Source organism: Pelotomaculum propionicicum (genome assembly GCF_004369225.1).
Taxonomy (GTDB): Bacteria; Bacillota; Desulfotomaculia; order Desulfotomaculales; family Pelotomaculaceae; genus Pelotomaculum_B; species Pelotomaculum_B propionicicum.
Genome location: NZ_QFFZ01000175.1, coordinates 1 through 531, shown reverse-complemented (window position 1 = coordinate 531; position 531 = coordinate 1). Strand labels below are relative to the sequence as shown.

Here is a 531-nt window from a genome sequence, read left to right as displayed (position 1 = left end):
ACTGCCGCGTGCCCAAAGAAAACCTGTTAGGCGGAGAAGGACAGGGCTTTAAGATAGCCATGTCCACCTTGGACGGCGGCCGCATCGGCATCGCCGCCCAGGCCCTCGGCATCGCCCAGGCCGCCTTAGACGAGTCAGTCGCCTACTCCAAAGAAAGAGTGCAGTTCGGCAAGCCGATCTCCTCCTTCCAGGCCATCCAGTGGATGCTCGCCAACATGGCCACCGACGTGGAGGCTGCCAGGTTTTTAACCTACTACGCCGCCTGGTGCTACGACCAGGGCAAAAACTACAGCAAAGAAGCAGCCATGGCCAGACTGTTCGCCTCCGAGTGCGCCGCCAAGCACACCAACAGAGCCATCCAGATCCACGGCGGCATCGGCTACATCAAAGGCCACAAAGTCGAGCAGCTCTACCGCGACGCCAAGATCACCGAGATCTACGAAGGCACCAACGAAGTCATGCGCATGGTTATCTCCGGCAGCGTACTGCGCTAGCAGATAATTAAAAAGCGTCTTGCAACAAAAAGAGGGT

The 531-nt window shown here is 58.0% G+C and carries 1 protein-coding gene; it reads left to right on the top strand.

The window, feature by feature from the left end:
* The coding region (locus Pmgp_RS19400; protein WP_282432929.1) for an acyl-CoA dehydrogenase family protein at positions 1–494 on the top strand (494 nt) is incomplete at its 5' end.
* Between the last annotated feature and the right edge of the window lie 37 nt (positions 495–531).